Source organism: Streptomyces sp. NPDC049040, assembly GCF_043197715.1.
Classification (GTDB): domain Bacteria; phylum Actinomycetota; class Actinomycetes; order Streptomycetales; family Streptomycetaceae; genus Actinacidiphila.
The window spans coordinates 21667-36740 of record NZ_JBICTO010000020.1; the positions used below are offsets into that span (position 1 = coordinate 21667).

The window sequence follows — 15074 nt, forward strand, 5'->3', positions numbered from 1 at the left end:
GTGGGTCATACCGGACCACCGCTGCTGGTGGTGTGCGCCCTGCGCATCGAGCGTTTCGCGCTGCGCAGGGGAGCGGCCAGGGGCGCCGCGCACCCGCTCACCGTGCTCCGTACCGGCATGGGGCCCACAGCCGCGGAAGCGGCCGTACGCAAGGCGCTGCACGACCCTGCGCTGCGCGACGCCGCCGTCGTCACCACCGGCTTCTGCGCGGGGCTCGCCCCCGGCATGCGGCCAGGTGACATCGTCGTCTCCGACGAGGGGCATGACAGCGCGGCGCTTGCCGCCGCCCTCAAGGCCGCGGGGAACACCGTGCACACCGGCCCCCTGGCCGAGTCCGACCATGTCGTGCGGGGTGCGGAACGCACCGCGCTGGCGGCGACCGGTGCCATCGCCGTCGACATGGAATCGGCCGCCATGCGGCGTGCCGCGCTCGCAGAAGGAGCGCAGCACATCGCCGCGGCCCGCGTCGTCGTCGACACGCCCGAATACGAACTCGTGCGCGTCGGAACGCTACGCACCGGGATCATCGCATTCCGGGTGCTCAGAGATCTTGTACCCGCCTTTCTCGATTGGCACCGCACTACCACTGCTCCCCCGGAGGTGAGCTAGATGGCCATGCCGCTTCGTCAGACCGTCCGTATCGCGTCGTACCTCTTCGAACAGAAAATGGTCCGGCGGCGCGAAAAGTTCCCGCTCATCGTCGAGCTGGAACCCCTTTTCGCGTGCAACCTCGCCTGTGAGGGCTGCGGCAAGATCCAGCATCCTGCCGGGGTGCTCAAGCAGCGCATGCCCGTGGCGCAGGCCGTGGGGGCGGTGCTGGAGTCCGGGGCCCCCATGGTGTCGATCGCCGGCGGCGAGCCGCTCATGCACCCGCAGATCGACGAGATCGTCCGGCAGCTGGTGGCGAAGAAGAAGTTCGTCTTCCTCTGCACCAATGCCCTGCTGCTGCGCAAGAAGATCGAGAAATTCACCCCGTCGCCCTACTTCGCCTTCACTGTTCATATCGACGGCATGCGGGAACGGCACGACGAATCGGTGGCCAAGGAGGGCACCTTCGACGAGGCCGTCGCGGCGATCAAGGAGGCGCAGCGCCGCGGATTCCGGGTGACCACCAACTCGACCTTCTTCAACACCGACACCCCGCAGACGATCATCGAGGTCATGAACTTCCTCAATGACGATCTCAAGGTGGAGGAGATGATGCTGTCGCCCGCGTACGCCTACGAGAAGGCCCCCGACCAGGAGCACTTCCTGGGCGTCGCACAGACCCGGGAGCTCTTCAAGAAGGCCTTCGACGGCGGCAACCGGCGCAAGTGGCGGCTCAACCACAGCCCGCTCTTCCTCGACTTCCTCGAGGGCAAGGCGGACTTCCCCTGCACCGCCTGGGCGATCCCCAACTACTCGCTCTTCGGCTGGCAGCGCCCCTGCTACCTGATGGCCGACGGCTACGTGCCGACCTACCAGGAGCTGATCGACAAGACGGACTGGGACAAGTACGGCCGCGGCAAGGACGACCGCTGCGACAACTGCATGGCCCACTGCGGCTACGAGCCCACCGCGGTCCTCGCGACCATGGGCTCGCTCAAGGAGTCCATCCGAGCCGCCAGGGAGACCGTCGCGTCGAACCGCGCGAAGTGACCTCCCGGTGATCGCGGGTACGAGCCACCGGCCGGCACGACCGGCCGGTGGCTCGTACCCGTACTGCCGCCGGCCGGTGGGCGGCCGGCGATCCGGAGCACAACCCGGCAGGAACGAGGTCTGTACATGTCGATGCTGGAGAACATCAAGGGCCCGCGCGACCTGAAGGCGCTGCCCGACGGCCGGCTGGACGAACTGGCCGCCGAGATCCGCCACTTCCTCGTCCAGGCGGTGGCGAGGACCGGCGGGCACCTGGGCCCCAACCTCGGTGTGGTGGAGCTGACCATCGCGCTGCACCGCGTCTTCGACTCGCCCGCCGACCGGATCCTGTGGGACACCGGCCACCAGAGCTACGTCCACAAGCTGCTGACCGGCCGCCAGGACTTCTCCAAACTCCGCAGCAAGGGCGGCCTGTCCGGCTACCCCTCGCGCGCCGAGTCCGACCACGACGTGATCGAGAACAGCCACGCCTCGACCGTGCTGGGCTGGGCCGACGGACTGGCCAAGGCCAACGAGATCCAGGGCCGCGACGACCACGTCGTCGCCGTCATCGGCGACGGTGCGCTGACCGGCGGCATGGCCTGGGAGGCGCTGAACAACATCGCCGCCGCCAGGGACCGGCCGCTGATCATCGTGGTCAACGACAACGAGCGCTCCTACGCGCCGACGATCGGCGGCCTCGCCAACCACCTGGCCACGCTGCGCACCACCGACGGCTACGAGCGCTTCCTGTCCTGGGGCAAGCAGCTGCTCCAGCAGACCCCGGTGATCGGCCAGCCCCTCTACGAATCCCTGCACGGCGCCAAGAAGGGCTTCAAGGACGCCTTCGCGCCGCAGGGCATGTTCGAGGACCTGGGCCTGAAATACCTCGGCCCGATCGACGGCCACGACATCGCCGCCGTGGACTCCGCGCTGCGCCGCGCCCGCCGCTTCCACGGCCCCGTGCTGGTGCACTGCCTCACCGAGAAGGGCCGCGGCTACCCGGCCGCCGAGCAGGACGAGGCCGACCGCTTCCACACCGTCGGCGTCATGGACCCGGCCACCTGCCGCCCGCTCGCCCCCTCCGGCGGGCCCTCCTGGACCTCGGTCTTCGGCGAGGAGATGGTCGCCATCGGCGAGGAGCGGCCCGACGTGGTCGCCATCACCGCCGCCATGCTCCAGCCGGTCGGCCTCGAACCCTTCGCGCGCGCCCACCCGGGGCGGGTCTTCGACGTCGGCATCGCAGAACAGCACGCCGCGACCTCGGCGGCCGGACTGGCCACCGGAGGCCTGCACCCGGTCGTCGCGGTCTACGCGACCTTCCTCAACCGGGCCTTCGACCAGGTGCTGATGGACGTGGCCCTGCACAAGTGCGGTGTCACCTTCGTCCTCGACCGCGCCGGGGTGACCGGCGTCGACGGGCCCTCCCACAACGGCATGTGGGACATGTCGATCCTCCAGGTCGTGCCCGGCCTGCGGATCGCCGCCCCGCGCGACGCCGACCAGCTGCGCGCCCAGCTGCGCGAGGCCGTCGACGTCCACGACGCCCCCACCGTGATCCGCTTCCCGAAGGAGACCGCTGGCGAACCGCTCCCGGCGATCGGCCGGGTCGGCGGCATGGACGTCCTGCACCAACCCGCGCAGGACCAGGGCGAGGACGTGCTGCTGGTCGCCGTCGGCGCCCTCGGCGGCTGCGGGAAGTCGGCCGCGGAACTCCTGGCGGGCCGCAGGATCGGCGTCACCGTGGTCGACCCGCGCTGGGTCAAGCCCGTCGACCCCGCGCTGCCCGCACTGGCCGCCAGGCACCGCATGGTGGCCGTGGTCGAGGACAACGGGCGGGCCGGCGGCGTGGGTTCCGCCGTCGCCCAGGCGCTGCGCGACGCCGGCGTGGACGTGCCGGTACGCGACTTCGGCATCCCGCAGCAGTTCCTCGCCCACGCCAAGCGCGGCGAACTGCTCGCCGACCTGGGCCTGACCCCCGCCGAGATCGCCGGCGGCATCGGCGCGGCCCTGCTGCGCATCAAGGCCAGGAGCGCGGGCGCCGCCGGCGACCCCGCGGCCGGCCCGGCGATCCCCGCGCCGCATACTGCCGGGAGCGGCACCCACGTACGCAAGGAGCAGCTGAGCGATGACATCGTCTGAACCGACCGGTAAGCAGCCGATCGGTACGGAGCCCGCCGCCGGTGACCCGGCGGCGGGCGGCCCCGCCGCCCAGGAGGGCCCCGGCGGGCAGCCCAAGGGCTTCGACCTGGCGACGCTGATCGCCGAGCGCGGCGGCGAGCGCTACGACCTGCACAGCAGGTACCTCAACCACCAACTGCCGCGCATGCTGCACACCATCGGCTTCGACAAGGTCTACGAGCGGGCCGAGGGCGCCCACTTCTGGGACGCGGAGGGCAACGACTACCTCGACATGCTGGCCGGCTTCGGGGTGATGGGCCTCGGCCGGCACCACCCGGTGGTCCGCAAGGCGCTGCACGACGTGCTGGACGCGGGGCTCGCCGACCTCACCCGCTTCGACTGCCAGCCGCTGCCGGGCCTGCTCGCCGAGCGGCTGCTCGGCCACACCCCGCACCTGGACCGGGTGTTCTTCGGCAACAGCGGCACCGAGGCGGTCGAGACCGCGCTGAAGTTCGCCCGCTACGCCACCGGCAAGCCGCGGATCCTGTACTGCAAGCACTCCTTCCACGGCCTGACCACCGGATCGCTCTCGGTCAACGGCGAAGCCGGCTTCCAGGACGGCTTCGCGCCGCTGCTGCCGGACACCGCCGTCGAGATCGGCGACCTGGACGCGCTCGCCAGGGAGCTCAAGCGCGGCGACGTGGCCGCCATGATCATCGAGCCCATCCAGGGCCACGGCGTCTACATCCCGCCGCCCGGCTACCTGCGCGCCGCCCAGGAACTGCTGCACAGGCACAAGGCGCTGCTGATCTGCGACGAGGTGCAGACCGGCATCGGCCGCACCGGCGCCTTCTACGCCTACCAGCACGAGGAGGGCGTCGAGCCCGACCTGGTGACGGTGGCCAAGACGCTCTCCGGCGGCTACGTCCCGGTGGGCGCCACGCTCGGCCGGGACTGGATCTTCAAGAAGGTCTACTCCTCCATGGACCGGGTGCTGGTGCACTCGGCGAGCTTCGGCTCCAACGCCCAGGCGATGGCCGCGGGCCTGGCCACCCTCGCGGTGGTCGAGGACGAGCGGCTGGTCGAGAACAGCCGGGTGATGGGCGACCTGCTGCGCACCCGGCTGGCCGCGCTCACCGACCGGTACGAACTGCTCAAGGAGGTGCGCGGCCGCGGCCTGATGATCGGCATCGAGTTCGGCCGCCCCAAGTCACTGGGCCTGCGCGGCCGCTGGACGATGCTCCAGGCCGCGCGCAAGGGCCTGTTCGCGCAGATGGTGGTGGTGCCGCTGCTCCAGCGCCACCACATCCTCACCCAGGTCTCCGGCGACCACGTGGAGATCATCAAGCTGATCCCGCCGCTGGTGGTGGACGAGGCCGACGTGGAGCGCTTCGTGACCGCCTTCACCGAGGTGATGGACGACGCGCACGGCGGCGGCGGTCTGATGTGGGACTTCGGCAAGACGCTGGTCAAGCAGGCGGTCGCGAACCGCTAGCGTCTGCCGTCCGGATCTCCGCGGGACGCCGCCGGGATCCGGGCGACAGGCCCCGGGGCGGGTCCCGCGGCCCGCCGCCGGTGCCTTCTGGCGCGCCCCCGCGCGGGGGCGCGCCCGGGGCGGGTCAGGCCGCGGTCAGCAGGTGCTCGCGCAGGCGTTCCCGGCTCTCGGGGGTCAGGCCGAGGCCTTCCTCGAGGTAGCGGTCGACCGAGCCCCAGCGCTCCTCGATGGTGTCGAAGGCCGCACGCAGATACTCCACCCGTGCCTCGAACAGCGGGCTGAGCAGTTCCCTGATCTCCGGGTCGATGGCGGTGCCCGTGCTGCCGTCGCCCCGCACCACCTTGTAGCGGCGGTGCCTGGCGTTGCTCTCCAGGTAGTCCGCCTCGATCGCGGACCGCTCCACGCCCAGCGCGAGCAGGATGATCGCGATCGAGGTGCCGGCCCGGTCCTTGCCCGCGGCGCAGTGCAGCAGGGCGGGCACCGCCGGCTGCCCCGGCTCGCTGAGCAGCTCCAGCATCCGGGAGTGCTCCTTCGTACGCTCCAGGATGAGCTTGCGGTAGGCGGCGACCATCCGGGCCGCGGCGCGGCCGTCGGCCAGCACGGCCCGCAGCGACGCCACGTCGCCGTCCCGCACGGTCTGCCAGAAGCCCGCGCTGTCGGCCGGGTCGTTGAGCGGCATGCTCAGGTTGCGGGTGCCCGGGAGAGCGGTGTCCTCGCCCTCGATGGCGACGTCGTCGGGGTTGCGGAAGTCGAAGACGGTGTGCAGGCCGAGCCCTTCGAGGAAGGCGGCATCATGTGCGGTGGCGTGCGCGAGGTGGCCGCTGCGGAACAGCACGCCGTTCCTGACCCGGCGGCCGTCCGTGGTGGGCAGACCGCCGACGTCGCGGAAATTGCGTACGCCGGTCAGCTGGGGCTCGGGTTCCGGTTCCCACGGGGTGGACTGCCGCACTTCCTGCGTCACCTGCGCTCCTCCGTTGCTCGCTACCGCTCATGCTGGGGCACACCCGACGATACGGCAGCGGAGGAGACGGCGTACCGAGCGGTATGTGTCCGTTGGACCACTGCTGGGGGTGCAAGCATTGCCCCTCCGCGGGGGCTGGGCCGATGATGTCCGGACCCGATCGGGGCAAGGGGAGTTCAGATGATCGAAACGGGCGGATCCGGCCGGCTCTGGCTGCTCTCGGGTCCTGGCAGCAGCTACGCCCTGCACCTCACCGAACGCGACGAGCTGCTGCACCTGCACTGGGGACGGCGGATCGCGCTCTCCGACGCCGAAGCCCTCGCGGCCGACCCGCTGCCCGCCGAGCGGCCCTTCGAGTCGGCGCTCGACGGCCACGAGGAGTACCCGGTCGAGGGCGGCCCCCGCTTCGTCCGCCCCGCCCTGTCGGTGAGGTCCCGGCAGGTGCGCGGCACCGAGTGGTGCTTCGAGGAGTACGAGACGGCCGCGGGCCCGGCAGGCCACGAACTTCGGCTGCACTTCCACGACTCGCTGCACCACCTCGACCTCACCCTGCACTACCGGCTGCGCCCCGGCTGCGACGTCGTCGAGCGCTGGACGACCGCCACCCACGTCCCCAACGGCCACCGCGACCCGCTGGAGCTGCTGCGGGCCGACGCGGCCACCTGGACGCTGCCGCACCGCGACGGCTGGCGGATGTCCCAGCTGCACGGCCGCTGGGGCGCGGAGAGCCGGCTGGTACGCGCCCCGCTGACGCCCGGCGAGCGGGTGATCGGCTCCCGCCGCGGCCACACCGGCCACCACCACGTGCCGTGGTTCGCGCTGGACGCCGGCGACGCGGGGGAGGAGCACGGCGAGGTCTGGACCGGCGCGCTGGCCTGGTCCGGCTCCTGGCGGATCGCGGTCGCGGACCTGCCGGACGGGCGCGTGCAGGCCACCGGCGGCGCAGGACACGACGACGCGGGACTCGTACGCCTCGAACCCGGCGACTCCTACACCAGCCCGGTCTTCGCCGCCCTGTGGACCGACGGCGGCTTCGGCGCCGCCAGCAGGGCCTGGCACGCCTACCAGCTGGCCCATGTCGTACCGGACGGGCAGGAGGTGCGGCCGGTGCTCTACAACTCCTGGGAGGCCACCGGCTTCGACGTCGGCGAGCGGCAGCAGCGCGAGCTCGCCCGGCGGGCGGCGGCGATGGGCGTGGAGCTGTTCGTGGTGGACGACGGCTGGTTCGGCGCCCGGGTGAGCGACCGGGCGGGCCTGGGGGACTGGGCGCCCAACAGGGACCGCTTCCCGAACGGCCTGAAACCGCTCTCCGACGAGGTGCACGCGCTCGGCATGCAGTTCGGCATCTGGGTCGAACCCGAGATGGTCAACCCCGACAGCGACCTCTACCGCGCCCACCCGGACTGGGTCCAGCACCACCCCGGCCGCCGCACCACCGAATACCGCAACCAGCTGGTGCTCAACCTGGCGCGCACCGATGTGCGCGAACACCTCGCGGAACGGCTCGACGCACTGCTGCACAGCGCCCCCGTCGACTACCTGAAATGGGACTTCAACCGCTGCTTCACCGACCCCGGCTGGCCGGGAGAGCGCTATCCGGAGCGGCTGTGGACCGCCCATGTCGAAGGCCTGTACGAGCTGATCGACCGGCTGCGGGCCGCGCACCCGTCGGTGGCCTTCGAGTCCTGCTCCGGCGGCGGCGGCCGGGCCGACCTGGGCATCATGGCGCGCACCGACCAGGTGTGGACCTCCGACAACACCGACCCTCTCGACCGGCTGCCGATCCAGCACGGTTTCAGCCAGCTGCACCCCGCCCGGGTGATGGCCGCCTGGGTGACCGACAGCCCGAGCCCCATGCTCAACCACCGCCGCAGCTCGCTGCGCTTCCGCTTCGTCAGCGCCATGGCGGGCGTACTGGGCATCGGCGGCGACCTGCTGGAGTGGAGCCCGGAGGAACGCGCGGAGGCCGCCAGCTGGGTGGCGCTCTACAAGACGGTCCGCCCCGTCGTGCAACTCGGCGACCTCTACCGGCTGCGCCCGCCCGGCGACGGCGGTCTGACCGCCGTCCAGTACGTGCACGGCGCGGACACCGTCGTCCTGGCCTGGCTGCCGGCGCAGGCCTTCGGCATCCCGGTGCCGCCGCTGCGGCTGCGCGGCCTCGACCGCGACGCCTCGTACCGCGACGTGGCCACCGGAGTCGTGCAGCGCGGGGCGGTGCTCGCCGAGCGCGGACTGCGCACCACACTGGCCGGCGACCTCGACGCCGCCGTATTCCATCTGCGCCGACTTTGACCTGGTGGGATGAATCACGTCGCGTCAACACCCCCTTACGGTCGCGTAGGCCGCACCGAGGGGAGAAAGATGGTCCGACGTGGCTGACGATTCGCAAGGACTCAACGATGGCGTGATCGGGTCGTACACCGCGGTGGGGGACAGCTTCACCGAAGGCGTCGGCGACCCCGGCCCCGACGGCGGCTTCGTCGGCTGGGCCGACCGGCTCGCGGTACTGCTCGCCGACCGGCGCGAGGAGTACGCCTTCCGCTACGCCAACCTCGCGGTGCGCGGCAGGCTGCTCGACCAGATCGTGGCGGAACAGGTGCCGCGGGCCGTCGAACTCGCCCCCGACCTGGTCACCTTCTGCGCCGGCGGCAACGACATCCTGCGCCCGGGCGGCGACCCGGACGCCATCGCCGAGCGCTTCGAGGCCGCGGTCGTCGAACTCAGCGGCGCCGTCGGCACGGTCCTGGTCTGCACCGGTTTCGACACCCGCGGGGTGCCCGTGCTGCGGCACCTGCGGGGCAAGATCGCCACCTACACCGCCCATGTGCGGGCCATCGCCGACCGCCACGGATGTCCGGTTCTCGACCTGTGGTCGCTGCGCTCGGTCCAGGACCGCAGGGCGTGGAGCGACGACCGGCTGCACCTGTCGGCCGAGGGCCACACCCGGGTCGCGCTGCGCGCCGCCCAGGTACTCGGCCTCGACGTGCCCACCGACCCCGACCACGCCTGGCCGCCGCAGGACCCGCGGCTGCCGTCGGAGGTGCGCCGGGACAACATCCAGTGGGCGCGGGAGTATCTGGTGCCGTGGATCGGGCGCCGGCTGCGCGGCGAGTCCTCGGGCGACCACGTCGAGCCCAAGCGCCCCGACCTGCTGCCGCTGCGCTGAATCCCTGCGGGTGTCGGGTCCGCGGGGCCGGGTGCCGAGCCGGGGCCGGGCGGCCGGTCGGCCGTCCCGCCGCCGTTGGGAAGGTTCCGGGTCCGCTGCCCGGCGGGCGCCATCGGGCCCGGCGGAGGCGCTACGTCAGTGGTGCGAGCGGTGCGTGGCCAGTTCGGCCCACACCACCCGACCCGTACCGTCCTCCGCCGGGTCCGACCCCCATGCCAGCGAGAGCACGCTGACCAGCAGCAGCCCCCGCCCGCCTTCTTCGTCGGCGCCGGCGATCCCGGGCGCGGGCTCAGCCGCGCCCCGGCCCTGATCGGTCACTTCGACCCGTACGACGTTGCCCTGGTCGTGCAGTACACAGGTGATCTTCTCGCTGTCGGTGTGCCGTACCGCGTTGGTGAACAGCTCGGTCACCACCAGACTTGCGTCATCGCGTAGTTCCGTGTCGGCGCCCCATTCCCGCAGACGAGCACGGATCCGCCCGCGGGCGTCCGCAACGGACGCACTGAGCGCGGGCAGCCTGAACACGTCATGGCGGCCGGGGTCGCCGACACCGTCTCGGCGCTCGCGCCGAAGGGCGTCAGGTGAAGGAACCACTCCGTAACTATGAGGCTCGCGCGGGACACATGGCAAGGTCCGATCTGTAATTTACAGAATCGGCGCTACATGCTGTCGCGTGCGCTGACAACATGACAGACTGCTTCTCAGCCAAGGAAGTTGGAGGATGAGCCACGTGATGGACCCCCGGCCGGGAGGAGCCCCGACCGTCCTGCGCATGGTGCTCGGAAAGCGCCTTCAGGATCTGCGGGAGCAGGCCGGTATCAGCCTGGAGCAGGCCGGTCGCGCGCTGGACGTCACACACGCCACGGTCCGCCGGATGGAAAAGGCGGAAGTCGGGCTGAAAATCCCGTATGTCGAGAAGCTGCTCATCACTTATGGAATCACCTCACCCGAGGAGATCAGCGGTTTCCTCGCACTCGCCCGCGAGGCCAACAGGCCCGGCTGGTGGCACAGCTTCCGCGACGTCCTGCCCGACTGGTTCAGCGCCTTCGTCAGCCTCGAGGGCGAGGCCGCGGTCATCCGCGCGTACGAGCCGCACTACGCCCCCGGCCTGCTCCAGACCGCCGGTTACGCCCGCGCCACGCTGCGCGCGGGCCTGCCGCACGCGGCGCCGGAGGAGATCGACCGGCTGGTCACGCTGCGGAACGAACGCCAGGCCCTGGTCACACGCGCCGACGCGCCGCTGCTGTGGATCGTCATGGACGAGACGGTGCTGCGCCGCCCGATCGGCGGCCGGCGGGTCATGCGCGAGCAGATCGAGCGGCTGATGGAGGCCACCGAGCTGCCCAACGTCAGGCTGCAGATCATGCCGTTCGCGGCGGGGCCGCACCCGGCGATGTACGGGCCCTTCCACATCTTCCGATTCCAGCTCCAGGAGATTCCGGACATCGCCTACGCCGAAAGCCTGGTGGGCGGCGTCTACTTCGACGAGCGCGACGACGTGTCCGCGTTCCTGGAAGCGCTTGACCGGATGTGCGCGCAGGCCGCGCCAGCACAGAGCACCAAAGCCATCCTCGATGGCATGCGCAAGGAGATCTGAACCATGGGTCGCGTCGGCAATGACAGCATATGCGGGTACGAGGACGTATACGACGGAATCTACAACGGAATGCCCGCCAACCAACTCGGTGTCGAGGGTTGGCGGAAGCCGTGGAGCGGTGGCAACGGCGGCTCCTGTGTCGAGGCCAAGAAACTCAATGACGGGAGGGTGGCGCTGCGGCAGTCCACCGATCCCGACGGTCCCGCGCTGATCTACAGCAATCACGAGATCACCACGTTCATCCTGGGCGCCAAAGCGGGCGAGGCGGATTTCCTGCTCGGCTGAGCAACCACGTACGAAGGCACCACCCATGCACACAGCACGAACCCAGCGCGCGGCAGCGAGCGAAGGAACCGGAGGACGGCCTTGACCGACCAGGGATTCACCGCGGAGCAGATAGACACCAGCAGGCCGCATCCGGCCCGCATGTACGACTACTACCTGGGCGGCAGGGACAACTACGAGGTGGACCGCGAGGCGGCCCAGCGAGTGATCGACCTCTTCCCGGACATCGTCTCCATGGCGCAGGGCAACCGCCGCTTCATGCACCGGGCCGTGCGGTACATGGCGGAGAGCGGTATCCGGCAGATCATCGACATCGGCACCGGCATCCCGACCGCGCCCAACACCCACCAGGTCGCGCAGAAGGTCTCGCCCGACGTCCGCGTCGCCTACGTCGACAACGACCCGATCGTGGCGACCTACGCGGGGGCGCACCTGCTCGGCGCGGGGAACACCGGATTCTTCCTCGGTGACGTGCGTGACCCGGAGAGCATCCTGAAGCACCCGACCATCGGCGGGATGATCGACTTCGACCAGCCGGTCGGGCTGATGCTGGTGGCCGTCCTGCACTTCATCAAGGACGAGGAGGACCCGGCGGCGCTGGTCGCCGCCTACCGCGACGCGCTGCCCGCCGGCAGCCGGCTGGTCCTCAGCCACACGACAGGAGACTTCCACCAGCTGGACGGCGACGCGGGCGAAGCCCGGGACGTCTACCGGGACAAGGGGGCCACCGCCACCTTGACCCTGCGCTCCCGCGAGCAGGTGCTGGGCTTCTTCGACGGCTTCGACCTCGTCGACCCCGGCCTGGTCCAGCCGCCGCTGTGGCGCCCGGACGGCCCCGTCCCGTCGGAGCAGGAACTCGCCCATGTCGGCTTCTACGCCGGCGTCGGCGTCAAGAACTGAGCGGTAACCGCGTGTCACCCGTACCACCCAACCACGAGGAAGACCGGAGGACGGCGTTGGCCGACGAGGGACTGCCCGCCGAGCAGATAGACACCAGCAGGCCGCACCCGGCCCGGATGTACGACTACTTCCTCGGCGGCAGGGACAACTACGAGGTCGACCGGGAGGCCGCCCAGCGCGTGGTCGACGTCTTTCCCGACATCGTGCCGACCACCCGCGCCAACCGCCGCTTCATGCACCGTGCGGTGCGCCGGCTGGCGGAGAGCGGTATCCGGCAGATCATCGACATCGGCACCGGCATCCCGACCTCGCCCAACACCCACCAGGTCGCCCACGAGGTGTCCGAGGACATCCGGGTGGCCTACGTCGACAACGACCCGATCGTGGCCGCCCACGCCGGGGCGCACCTGCTCGGCGCGGGGAACACCGGGTTCTTCCTGGCCGACCTGCGCGACCCGGAGAGCATCCTGAAGCACCCGACCATCGGCGGGATGATCGACTTCGACCAGCCGGTCGGGCTGATGCTGGTGGCCGTCCTGCACTTCATCAAGGACGAGGAGGACCCGGCGGCGCTGGTCGCCGCCTACCGCGACGCGCTGCCCGCCGGCAGCCGGCTGGTCCTCACCCACGCCACCACCGACTTCCACCCTCCGGAGGCGGGCGTGGAGGAGGCCAAGGACGTCTACAAGGACCGCGGGGCGACCGCGACGGTCACCACCAGGACCTACGAGCAGATCATGCCGTTCTTCGACGGCTTCGAGCTGACCGACCCGGGCCTGGTCCAGATCCCGCTGTGGCACCCGGACGGCCCGCTGCCGTCCGCGGAGGAACTCGGCCACGTCGGGACATACGGCGGTATCGGCGTCAAGGAGGCGCGATGACCGAACAGGGGTTCCTCGCCGGGGGGATCGACACCAGCAGGCCGCACCCGGCCCGGATGTACGACTACTACCTCGGCGGCAGGGACAACTACCTCGTCGACCGCGAGGCCGCGGAGCAGATCATCAAAGCCTCCCCCGCGGTCGTCGACAGCGCACTGGCCAACCGCGAATTCCTGCGGCGCACCGTCGGGCACCTGGTCGCCGCGGGCGTCCGGCAGTTCATCGACATCGGCACCGGCATCCCGACCTCGCCCAACACCCACGAGATCGCCCAGTCCGCGGCCCCCGACGCCCGCGTCGTGTACGTCGACAACGACCCGATCGTGGCCGCCCACGCGGGAGCCCGGCTGCTGCGCGCGAGCAACACCGCCTTCGGGCTCGCCGACATGCGCAACCCGCGGAGCATCCTCGAACACCCCGCCGTCAACGGGCTGATCGACTTCACCCGGCCGGTGGCGGTCATGCTCGTCTCCGTGCTGCACTTCGTCGGCGACGACGAGGACCCGGCGGGCACCGTGGCGCTGCTGCGCGACGCGCTGCCCTCCGGCAGCCACCTGGTGCTCTCGCACGGCACGGCCGACTTCCACGCCCACAAGGTCGACGAGGCCGTCTCGGTCTACCGCAAGTCCACCGCGAACCTGAGCCTGCGCCCGTACGACGAGGTCCTGGCCTTCTTCGACGGCTTCGACCTGCTGGAGCCGGGGCTGGTACGCGTACCGCTGTGGCACCCGCAAGGACCCGAGCCGGAACCGGACGACCTGCGCAACATCGGCATCTACGGCGGCGTCGGCCGAAAGCCCTGAGCCGCCCCGCCCCCACAAACCAACCATCACCGGGGAAGGGAAGGGCGGCGGCCGCAGCGGCATTCTCGAACCGCTGCGGCCGTCGTCCGACCACCACCCCCGGCCGCGCCCCGCAGGTCAGCGCAGCGCGGCCATGGTGACCTCCACACCGTCCAGGGTCGCGGCGAAGTCCGCGCCCAGCGCACGGGACGGCGTCTGGAAGCCGTCCGGCAGCCCCGGCAGCCGCTCGATGATCCGCAGCACCGCGTCCACCGTCAGACGGTACGGATTCGGGCCGGTGAGCGTCGCCGAGACCGTGTTGCCCGCCGCGTCCCTCGCCCGCCCCCACACCTCGCAGCCGGTGCCGTTCAGCGCCCGCTCACCCGGACCGCGCACCAGCCGCCCCACCGCCCCGCCGACCGCCCCGCGCAGCGGGCCGAGCCGCAGCACCCGGGTCGCGGCGAGCGCGGCCGCCGGCACCGCCGTGTAGGTGGTGATGTCAGGGATGCCGGTCGAGTGGTAGGCCGTACTGACGTCACCCCACGGCACCGACACCACCGTCCGCGCCCCCGAGGGGAAGGCCGCCCGCACCTGCCGCGAAGCGAAGGGCACCGTGCGGATCTCGCCGCCGGAACGGATCCGCCCGCCGTCCGCCGCGCTCTCCACCGCGGTACGCACCGTGCCGGGGCTCGCCCCGCCGCCGGTGAGGAAGGCCAGGTCCAGCTGCGTCGCGTCCGGCAGCCGTGCCGCGAGCAGCGCGGCCACGCAGTCGGTGGGCACCACGTCGAAGCCCGCGCCCGGCAGCAGCGTCACCCCGGCAGCAGCCGCCCGGCCGCCCATCGCGTGCAGCGACTCGAAGACGTCGATCTCACCGGTGATGTCCAGATAGCCGGTGCCCGTCTCCACGCAGGCCGCCGCCATCGGCAGAGCGGTACGGGTGAAGGGGCCCGCGCAGTGCGCCACGCTCTCCACGCCGGCCAGGCCGCGGCGTATCGCGCCCGGCTCCTGAAGGCCGAACACTCGGTGCTCCAGACCGAGTTCGGCCGCCAGCGGCACCACCTTCGCGGCGCTGCGACCAGCAAGGACGGGGCGCATGCCGAGGGTGACGGCGCGGCGGGCGATCAGGCGGCCCGTGTAGCCGGTAGCGCCGTACAACAGCCAGGTCATGGGTCTGATCCTCCTCCGAGGTCGTGACCGGAACCGTACACGCGCCGCCCGCGTCGGGGATATCGGGTGGGCGCCGGGGCCGCGGCGTGCGACTCTGGTGGC

14 protein-coding genes are annotated in these 15074 nt (G+C 71.4%); 11 read left to right on the forward strand and 3 right to left on the reverse strand.

Annotated features, from left to right (window positions below):
• The 4 genes from ACGFMP_RS31640 (at position 1) to ACGFMP_RS31655 (ending at position 5233) form a co-directional block, all read left to right on the forward strand.
• Positions 1-609 carry a 1-hydroxy-2-methyl-2-butenyl 4-diphosphate reductase gene (locus tag ACGFMP_RS31640; RefSeq protein ID WP_393676773.1) on the forward strand — a complete coding sequence of 203 codons (609 nt, stop codon included), beginning with the start codon at positions 1-3 and terminating at the stop codon, positions 607-609.
• Positions 610-1638, forward strand: a complete 1029-nt coding sequence (hpnH, locus tag ACGFMP_RS31645) for an adenosyl-hopene transferase HpnH (protein WP_393676775.1) — start codon at positions 610-612, stop codon at positions 1636-1638. It begins immediately after the preceding gene.
• 126 nt (positions 1639-1764) lie between these two features.
• Complete coding sequence (gene dxs, locus ACGFMP_RS31650; RefSeq protein ID WP_393676776.1) at positions 1765-3759, forward strand: 1-deoxy-D-xylulose-5-phosphate synthase; 1995 nt, start codon at positions 1765-1767, stop codon at positions 3757-3759.
• On the forward strand, positions 3746-5233 hold the full coding sequence (locus ACGFMP_RS31655; RefSeq protein ID WP_393676778.1) for an aspartate aminotransferase family protein: 1488 nt from the start codon (positions 3746-3748) through the stop codon (positions 5231-5233). Before dxs ends, ACGFMP_RS31655 begins: the two co-directional genes overlap by 14 nt.
• A 124-nt stretch (positions 5234-5357) precedes the next feature.
• Here the strand turns inward: ACGFMP_RS31655 and ACGFMP_RS31660 are convergent, their stop codons facing one another.
• Positions 5358-6194, reverse strand: a complete 837-nt coding sequence (locus tag ACGFMP_RS31660; protein WP_393676780.1) for a tyrosine-protein phosphatase — start codon at positions 6192-6194, stop codon at positions 5358-5360.
• A gap of 180 nt (positions 6195-6374) precedes the next feature.
• On the opposite strand from ACGFMP_RS31660, the gene ACGFMP_RS31665 reads away from it, so the two are divergent.
• On the forward strand, positions 6375-8486 hold the full coding sequence (locus ACGFMP_RS31665; RefSeq protein ID WP_393676782.1) for an alpha-galactosidase: 2112 nt from the start codon (positions 6375-6377) through the stop codon (positions 8484-8486).
• Between the two features lie 79 nt (positions 8487-8565).
• Positions 8566-9360 (forward strand): SGNH/GDSL hydrolase family protein, encoded by a 795-nt coding sequence (locus ACGFMP_RS31670; RefSeq protein WP_393676783.1) that lies wholly within the window; start codon positions 8566-8568, stop codon positions 9358-9360.
• A gap of 135 nt (positions 9361-9495) precedes the next feature.
• Here the strand turns inward: ACGFMP_RS31670 and ACGFMP_RS31675 are convergent, their stop codons facing one another.
• A complete protein-coding gene (locus tag ACGFMP_RS31675; protein WP_393676784.1) occupies positions 9496-9954 on the reverse strand; it encodes an ATP-binding protein in 459 nt (152 codons plus the stop codon).
• Between the two features lie 178 nt (positions 9955-10132).
• On the opposite strand from ACGFMP_RS31675, the gene ACGFMP_RS31680 reads away from it, so the two are divergent.
• From ACGFMP_RS31680 to ACGFMP_RS31700, 5 genes are all read left to right on the forward strand, one after another.
• Positions 10133-10957, forward strand: a complete 825-nt coding sequence (locus ACGFMP_RS31680; RefSeq protein WP_393676904.1) for a helix-turn-helix domain-containing protein — start codon at positions 10133-10135, stop codon at positions 10955-10957.
• Positions 10958-10960: 3 nt separating this feature from the next.
• The gene (locus ACGFMP_RS31685) at positions 10961-11242 is read left to right on the forward strand and encodes a DUF397 domain-containing protein (RefSeq protein WP_393676785.1); all 282 of its coding nucleotides are present in this window, start codon (positions 10961-10963) and stop codon (positions 11240-11242) included.
• A gap of 81 nt (positions 11243-11323) precedes the next feature.
• Positions 11324-12142 carry an SAM-dependent methyltransferase gene (locus ACGFMP_RS31690; protein ID WP_393676787.1) on the forward strand — a complete coding sequence of 273 codons (819 nt, stop codon included), beginning with the start codon at positions 11324-11326 and terminating at the stop codon, positions 12140-12142.
• A gap of 56 nt (positions 12143-12198) precedes the next feature.
• On the forward strand, positions 12199-13023 hold the full coding sequence (locus ACGFMP_RS31695) for an SAM-dependent methyltransferase (protein WP_393676788.1): 825 nt from the start codon (positions 12199-12201) through the stop codon (positions 13021-13023).
• Positions 13020-13826 carry an SAM-dependent methyltransferase gene (locus ACGFMP_RS31700; protein WP_393676790.1) on the forward strand — a complete coding sequence of 269 codons (807 nt, stop codon included), beginning with the start codon at positions 13020-13022 and terminating at the stop codon, positions 13824-13826. The genes ACGFMP_RS31695 and ACGFMP_RS31700 overlap by 4 nt, the downstream gene beginning before the upstream one ends.
• A 117-nt stretch (positions 13827-13943) precedes the next feature.
• On the opposite strand, the gene ACGFMP_RS31705 is transcribed toward ACGFMP_RS31700, so the two are convergent.
• Entirely contained in the window at positions 13944-14972 is a 1029-nt protein-coding gene (locus tag ACGFMP_RS31705) for a saccharopine dehydrogenase family protein (RefSeq protein WP_393676791.1), read from the reverse strand.
• Between the last annotated feature and the right edge of the window lie 102 nt (positions 14973-15074).